Here is a 7,939-nt window from a genome sequence, read left to right as displayed (position 1 = left end):
ATAAAGAAAGTAAATATTATAAATAATTTAAGATATTCAAACAAAGTAATAAATTACTGTAATGATATTATGGAATATATGATTAAAGATATTGAAAAAATAGACAATATAGTTATTAAAAGATATCTAAATAATATTGGATATGAAAAATTAAATAAAGTTTTTAAATTAAAATTAATTTACAATGTATTTTTAGATAATAAAAATAAAGCTGAATTTTTTAGGCAATGTATTATTAAATTAAATGAAATAGAAAATAGCAAAGAATGTTATAAAATAAGTGATTTAGATATAAATGGAAAAATACTTAAAGATTTAGGATATAAAGGTAAAGAGATAGGAGAAAAGTTAAACTTTTTACTAGATGAAGTTATAAAAAATCATTTACTTAATAAAAAGGATATCCTAATAAATTTATTGAAGTTATAAGTAATTTATGATATTAATATAGATTAGATGTAACATATGAATAAATATATAAAAACTTAAAATATTTCTTTTATTGTTAAATAGTGATATAATTGAATGTGATTTTAAAAAAGATGTCGGAGGTTTACAATATGAAAGTCCAAGCACCTATAAAGGTGGATAGAAAAACTAAAAGACTTGCTAAAAGGCTTACAGGTAGAGAGATAGCGGTTATAAATCATGTAGATATTGATGAAGTTGCTGCAAACTCTTTAGTAGAAGGTAAGATTAAACTTGTAATTAATGCATCAGAGTCTATAAGTGGAAGATATCCGAATAAAGGACCAGGTATACTAACTGAAAATAACATACTAATAATCGATAATGTAGGAGAAGAGTTATTTCATAATTTAGCTGAAGGTCAAATAATAGAAGTTATAGATGGAAATATATATAGAGATGGAGAACTTTTAGGAAGCGGTGAAGTATTAGATAAGCAACAGGTTTCAGAAAAGTTAAAGAAAGCATACGAGAACTTATCAGTAGAACTAGACAGATTTATAGACAATACTATAGATTATGCAAAGAAAGAAAAAGGATTTATACTAGGAGAAGTTGAAATTCCACATGTTAAAACAAACTATGCAAATAAACATGTATTAATAGTTGTAAGGGGTCAAGATTATAAGCAAGATTTAAGTACAATAATATCATACATAGAAGAGATGAAACCAATTTTAGTTGGTGTTGATGGTGGAGCAGATGCATTACTTGAGTTTGGATATACTCCAGATGTTATAGTTGGCGATATGGATAGTGTAAGTGATGAAGCATTAAAAAAAGCCAAAGAAATAATAGTACATGCATATACGGATGGAAGAGCACCAGGATTAAAAAGAGTAAATGATTTAGGCTTAGATGCGATAGTTTTCCCTGCACCAGGAACTAGTGAAGATATAGCTATGCTTATTGCTTATGAATATAAAGCAGAACTTATAGTTGCTTTAGGAACGCACTCAAATATGATTGATTTCCTAGAAAAAGGTAGAAAAGGTATGGCAAGTACGTTTTTAGTTAGATTAAAAATTGGTGCTAAATTAATAGATGCAAAGGGTGTTAATTTACTGTATAGAAGTAAATTAAAGATGAAATATATTTGGGCGTTAATAGCAACTGCGTTATTCCCAATACTTATAATTGCATCTTTCACACCAAGTGTAAAACAATTTATGCATCTGATGCAATTAAAGTTAAGGTTATTATTACAGATGTAATTTAGGAGGATTATTATGCATATAAATATGAAATATTATATAGTTAGTATAGGGGCTATATTTATATCTTTAGGGATTGGTATATTAGTAGGGTATAACTTGAACTATGACCAAGAACTTAGCAAACAACAAGCAAGTGTTATAAGTGATTTAGATAATAAATTTGATGCACTAAAAGTAACAAATGATAATTTAGAAAAAAGCTTAGCTGATTTAAGTGATGACTATGATAAAGCTATAGCATTTATAAATGATAATGTAAATAATTTAGTAGTAGGTAGACTAACAGATAAAAACATAGGAATAATATCTACTAATCAAGACAATGACTATACAAAAGAGATAAAAGAAATAATAACTACTGCTAATGGAAATGTAGCTTTTGATATAACATTAAATAACAATATATTTAATGAAAAAAAGATAGAAGAACTAGCAACTAAATTAAATTTAGAAATAAAAGATACAAAAGATATTATGGCATATATTGAAGAAGCTTTAAGTGAAAGTAATGCTACTTTAAAATTAAAAGAACTTGAAGATGCAGAAATGATAAAGATAAATTCATTAAATGAAAATTACCAAAGTTATAACTCTGTAGTAATAGCCGGTGGAAATAATGGTAAGCTAGGTAAAGAACAATATGAAAATATAGATAAAATACTAATAGAAACTTTAAAGGATAAAGATAAAAATATAGTAGGTGTTCAAGAAAGTAATACTAAATTTTCATATGTAGATTTATATTTTAATGACAAGGTTACAACTATAGATAATGTAGATGAGGGTATAGGTAAATTATCGTTAGTTATGGTACTTCAAGACAGTAGTATAGCAGGCAAATTTGGAAAGCTAGAAGGTTCAGATAGCATAATACCATATAAAAAATAAAAAGGAGAGATAAGTATGAATCCTTATATAAGTATAATAATACCAGCTTATAATGAAGAAGATAAAATTAAAGATACTTTAGAAAATATAAAAGATATAAATGAGATAAATGAAATATTAGTTATAGATGATGGATCAAGTGATAAAACAACTGAAATTGCAAATTCAATTGAAAGTGAAAAAATAAAAGTTTTTACTCTAGACAAAAATAGAGGTAAAGGCTATGCTCTTAATTATGGATTAAAAATAGCAATGAAAAATGCAACTATTATAGGATTTTTAGATGGAGATTTAGGTTCTACATCTAGCGAAGTTAAAAAGCTTATAACTCCAATATTAAACAATGAAGCAGATGTTATAATAGCTAAGTTTCCACCAGCTACGAAAAAAGGTGGATTAGGATTTGTAAAGAGACTAGCAAAAGAATCTGTATTAGAAATGACGGGTAAAGAATTAGATGCTACTTTATCAGGGCAAAGAATATTTAAAAAAGAAGTACTAGAAAAGTTTAAAGAAATGCCATATGGATATGGTGTAGAAGTAGGTATGACTATAGATATACTAAAACATGGATATACTGTAAAAGAAGTTTTAGTTAATATGACTCATAGTGAAACTGGTAGAAATTTAAAAGGATTTATACATAGAGGGAAACAATTTTATCATATAAAGAAGGTCTTAAGACAAAAGAAAAAAGAATGGAGGTAGTATTAGATGAATAATTATATACTTTATGCCATTTTAATTTTAACTGGATTACTTGGTACTTATGCTATAATACCTCTATTTAGAAGTTTACTAATTGAGAGTAATGTACTAAGGCCTAATTATAAAAAAGATATGATACCTGTTAGTATGGGAATAGTGTTTCTTCCTATGCTTATTATAAACGCTATAATATTAGCTTATTTTACAACTAATTTTAAAGATATGTTACATATATTTATATTTTTATTTGGATTAGTATCTATGTTTTTTGCAGGGATATTAGATGATATTATAGGAAATAGAGATGTAAGTGGACTAAAAGGGCACTTTAAAAGTTTATTAAATGGAAAGCTAACAACAGGTGGATTCAAAGCTTTATTTGGAGGTTTCATAGGTCTTGTAATATCAATAGCTATATCTAAGAATATTTATGACATAGTTATAAATACATTAATAATAGCTTTATCTACAAATTTAATGAATCTATTGGATTTAAGACCAGGTAGAGCTATAAAAGGATATTTATTGATATCAATAGTATTATTATTTACACTAGGTGAATATACAAGAAATCTTTTACTATTAATATTTCCAAATGTGATTGCGTATTTTAACCAAGACTTAAAAGCAAAAGCAATGATGGGTGATACTGGTTCTAATGTATTAGGAATATCGATTGGAATATTATTTGTAATGGGATACCCGTTAAAGGTTAGATTAATATGGTTAGCATTCTTAATATTTATACATATACTTACAGAAAAGTATTCATTAACTAAAATAATAGAGAATAATAAGTTTTTAAATTTCATAGATAAGTTAGGAAGGTAATCTTATGATAAGTAAAAAAATAGGAATAGTTGAATCTATAGTAGATCAAAATGGAGAATTAGATGATATAAGAGTAAAAATAAATGGAGAGCTACAAAGGGCCTATAACTATCCTAAGATTACAGGACATATAAATATAGGGGATGAAGTACTTCTAAATACAACTGCTGTAGAGCTAAGTTTAGGAACAGGTGGATATCATTTTGTTATAGCTAACTTAAATAACTTAGAGTCAAACTTTACTAAGGGTGGACATATAATGAAGTTAAGATATACTCCGCTTCAAGTAAAGGTAGACTCAGTAGAGGAGCAAGAAAGTGCTTATCATAAAAATATAGAAGAATTTTCGAACTTAGATAATATGCCAGTTGTGGTTGGAAGTTTACATAGTATGTTAACTCCTTTTGTAGCATCATATAAAAGGTTAAACCCAAAGAAAAAATTAGTATACATAATGACAGATGGAGCTGCTCTTCCTATATACTTAAGTAAAAATGTTGATACACTAAAGAAAAAAGGATTGATAGATAATACTATAACAATAGGTAGTGCATTCGGTGGAGATTATGAATGTATAAATATATACACAGCTTTGATAACAGCAAAAGAGGTTTTAAAGGCAGATGTTGTATTTGTAAGTATGGGACCTGGAATTGCTGGTACAGGAACTAAATATGGATTTACAGGCATAGAGCAAGGGCCGATACTTGATGCGGTTCAAAAGCTTGGTGGTATGCCTATATCTATACCAAGAATAAGTTTTGCAGATCAAAGGGAGAGACATAAAGGAATATCTCACCATAGTATAACTGTACTTAAAGAGATAGTAAATGTGAGTGTAAATCTACCTATATGTACTTATAACGAAGAACAGTTATGTTACATAAAAGAACAGTTAAGGAATAATAAATTAGAGTTAAAACATAATATAGTATATATCAATAATGAAAATTCTAAAGCAGATCTAGAGTACTTTGAGCTGAAGGTAAGAAGTATGGGTAGAAACTTTGATCAAGATAAGGAATTTTTTGAGGCTGCAAGTACGGCAGCTTATTATCTAGCGGAGGTTTGTGATGATAGTAGAAGAGAAAACCATAAGTAGTGATAGGATATATACTGGAAAAGTAATAAGTTTGAAAGTTGATACTGTAGAAATAGAAAATAAAGGATATCAAAAAAGAGAAATAGTAGAACATCAAGGGGCTATAGCAATAGTTGCATTAACGGATGATGATAAAGTGGTGCTTATAAAGCAATTTAGAAAGCCAATAGAACAAGTTATATGGGAAATACCTGCAGGAAAACTTGAAATAGGAGAAAATCCAAAGGATTGTGCTATAAGAGAATTAAAAGAAGAAACAGGATATAGTGCTAAAAATATTAAATTAATACACAAGTTTTTCACATCAGCAGGATTTTCAAATCAAAAAATATATATATTTTTAGCTACAGGTCTTAATAAGGGCGAACCTGAATTTGATGAAGATGAAATTATAGAAAAATATGAAATTGATATAAATGAAGCTCGAAATATGGTAATAAATAATGAAATAGAAGACGCAAAAACTGCAATAGGAATTTTATTAGCTAAAGAATTAATATAAAAGGAATAACCTCCTCTTTTTGTACATACTATTTTGTAAGATGTAAGAGGAGGTTATGAATTTGAGAGGAACATATAAGAAAAGTTATTTTAGAGAAATAAATAAACAATTAATAGTTATTGGACTTATATTTTTAACAGCAGTAGTAATTGGTACATATTTAAATAAAATGTGGCCAGATTATCAAGGTAACATAGTAAATAGCATTAATCCTATTGTAGAGTATTATAGCTCAAAAATATCGATAAAAAATATAGTGCTAGCTAATTTAAAGTCTGATATATCCTTTATGATGTATATTTCTTTATCAACTTTATTTGTAGTAACATTTCCAATAACGTTGATATTATTTATAGTAAAAGGGATATCTATGGGCTATACTATAAATAGTGTTATATTAGCTATGAAATTAAAAAGTATAAAGTTTATTCTTATAACGACATTTAAAAATTTAATTATTATATTAGGTACCATTATACTTATTTTGATTTCAATTAATTATATAAAAGAAATGGTACTTGAGTTTAAGAAAAGTAGAAACAGAAGCAAGATAATTTTTTTATTTTCAAGATATCTATTAAACTCAATAATTGTACTAGCTATAACTATTGGTTTACAAGTTTTATTAAACACTTTAATTATTAGTATTATTAAGTTCCTAGTCAGATAAAGGAGTTTACTATGGAAGTTGTAAAGGAATATATAAACTATATAAAAGATAAAAAGAAATTATCAAACAATACGGTATTATCTTATTATACAGATATAAAAAAGTATATGGATTATTTAAAATCCATAAATTTAGAAGTAAGTGATGTAGTAGAAAATGATATAATAGGGTATATAATAAGCTTAGAAAAGGATAGTGTATCAGTAGCCACAGTATCTAGAATGATATCCTCTATTAAATCTTTTCATGATTATTTATTTTTAAATCACATAACAGATAATAATCCAGCAAAGACTATAAAAAAGCCTAAAGTTGAAAAGCATGAAGTAGATATATTAACAGAAAAAGAAATAGAAGCATTATTAAATTTTCCTAAGTTAGATACACCTAAGTTGATAAGAGATAAAGCTATATTCGAGGTATTATATGGAACAGGAATAAAGGTTTCAGAACTAGTTGATATGGATATTGAAGATGTAGATTTAGAATTAGATTATATATATTGTAATATTGCTAAAAATAAAAGAGTTATACCTCTTTCAGATACAACTAAGGTTTACTTAGAAAAATATATAAAAGAAGCAAGACCTAAAATAACTGAAGATACAGAAAATGCTCTATTTGTAAATTCATTAGGGCAAAGGTTTACACGACAGGGACTTTGGAAGCTTATAAAGAAATATGCAAGTATTGCTAATATAAATAAAAATATTAATCCTAGTATGCTTAGACACTCATTTGCTATTCATTTGCTAAATGAAGGAGCAAATATAGCTGTAGTTAGCAAAATATTAGGAAATGCAAATTTATCTAGTTTACAGGCATATTTAAATCATATAAATAAAAATATGAGAAGAGAAATAAAAGAAAAACATCCTAGAAAATAAACAGCTAAGGAGGAAAATATGAACAGAATTATATGGATAGTAATTGATAGTGTTGGAGTAGGTGCATTACCTGATGCTAAGGCATTTGGTGATGAAGGTGTAAACACATTAGGTCATATAGTTAAAGAATTTAACGATATAAAAATACCTAATATGGTAAAACTTGGATTAGGAAACATAGATGGAATTGATTACATAAAAAATGTAGATTCTCCAATAGGTTCTTTTGGTAGATGTAATGAAGTATCTCAAGGAAAAGACACTACTACTGGACATTGGGAGATGACAGGATTATTAGTAGATACACCATTTAAAACTTTTGAAAATGGATTCCCAAAAGAAATAATAGATGAGTTTGAAAGAAGAACAGGAAGAAAAGTAGTAGCTAATAAGCCAGCATCAGGAACTGCAATATTAGATGAATTTGGAGAACATCAAATGAAAACTGGTGATGTAATAGTTTATACTTCAGCAGATAGTGTGTTTCAAATAGCAGCTCATGAAGATATAATTCCTTTAGAAGAATTATATGATATGTGTAAAATAGCTAGAGAAATAATGATGGGAGAATATGCTGTAGCTAGAGTTATAGCAAGACCATATGTAGGACCATGCAAAGGACAATTTGAAAGAACTTCAAATAGAAGAGATTATTCATTAAATCCT

9 protein-coding genes and 1 pseudogene are annotated in these 7,939 nt (G+C 27.0%); all 10 read left to right on the top strand.

Annotation, left to right across the window (positions count from 1 at the left end):
• Positions 1-429 (top strand): annotated as a pseudogene (locus tag Q5F54_RS08140) (hypothetical protein); the annotation flags it as partial.
• A 131-nt stretch (positions 430-560) separates the two neighbouring features.
• On the top strand, positions 561-1,682 hold the full coding sequence (gene steA, locus Q5F54_RS08135; RefSeq protein ID WP_281538692.1) for a putative cytokinetic ring protein SteA: 1,122 nt from the start codon (positions 561-563) through the stop codon (positions 1,680-1,682).
• Between the two features lie 15 nt (positions 1,683-1,697).
• The gene (locus Q5F54_RS08130; protein WP_281538691.1) at positions 1,698-2,573 is read left to right on the top strand and encodes a copper transporter; all 876 of its coding nucleotides are present in this window, start codon (positions 1,698-1,700) and stop codon (positions 2,571-2,573) included.
• A 15-nt stretch (positions 2,574-2,588) separates the two neighbouring features.
• Complete coding sequence (locus tag Q5F54_RS08125) at positions 2,589-3,281, top strand: glycosyltransferase family 2 protein (RefSeq protein WP_288523711.1); 693 nt, start codon at positions 2,589-2,591, stop codon at positions 3,279-3,281.
• A gap of 6 nt (positions 3,282-3,287) precedes the next feature.
• Positions 3,288-4,112 (top strand): glycosyl transferase, encoded by an 825-nt coding sequence (locus Q5F54_RS08120; protein WP_281538689.1) that lies wholly within the window; start codon positions 3,288-3,290, stop codon positions 4,110-4,112.
• Between the two features lie 4 nt (positions 4,113-4,116).
• Positions 4,117-5,214 (top strand): DUF3866 family protein, encoded by a 1,098-nt coding sequence (locus Q5F54_RS08115; RefSeq protein WP_281538688.1) that lies wholly within the window; start codon positions 4,117-4,119, stop codon positions 5,212-5,214.
• Complete coding sequence (locus Q5F54_RS08110; RefSeq protein WP_302169042.1) at positions 5,186-5,716, top strand: NUDIX hydrolase; 531 nt, start codon at positions 5,186-5,188, stop codon at positions 5,714-5,716. The genes Q5F54_RS08115 and Q5F54_RS08110 overlap by 29 nt, the downstream gene beginning before the upstream one ends.
• Positions 5,717-5,777: 61 nt before the next feature.
• Positions 5,778-6,386, top strand: a complete 609-nt coding sequence (locus Q5F54_RS08105; RefSeq protein WP_281538687.1) for a hypothetical protein — start codon at positions 5,778-5,780, stop codon at positions 6,384-6,386.
• 11 nt (positions 6,387-6,397) lie between these two features.
• Positions 6,398-7,273, top strand: coding sequence for a tyrosine-type recombinase/integrase (locus Q5F54_RS08100; protein ID WP_288525544.1), 876 nt, complete (start codon positions 6,398-6,400; stop codon positions 7,271-7,273).
• 18 nt (positions 7,274-7,291) lie between these two features.
• Positions 7,292-7,939: phosphopentomutase (locus Q5F54_RS08095; RefSeq protein WP_302334212.1), on the top strand; the 648-nt coding region annotated here is incomplete at its 3' end.

Source organism: uncultured Romboutsia sp., from assembly GCF_958366745.1.
Taxonomy (GTDB): domain Bacteria; phylum Bacillota; class Clostridia; order Peptostreptococcales; family Peptostreptococcaceae; genus Romboutsia; species Romboutsia timonensis.
Note: the sequence above shows the minus strand (reverse complement) of the source record. Positions and strands in the feature narration are given on the sequence as shown.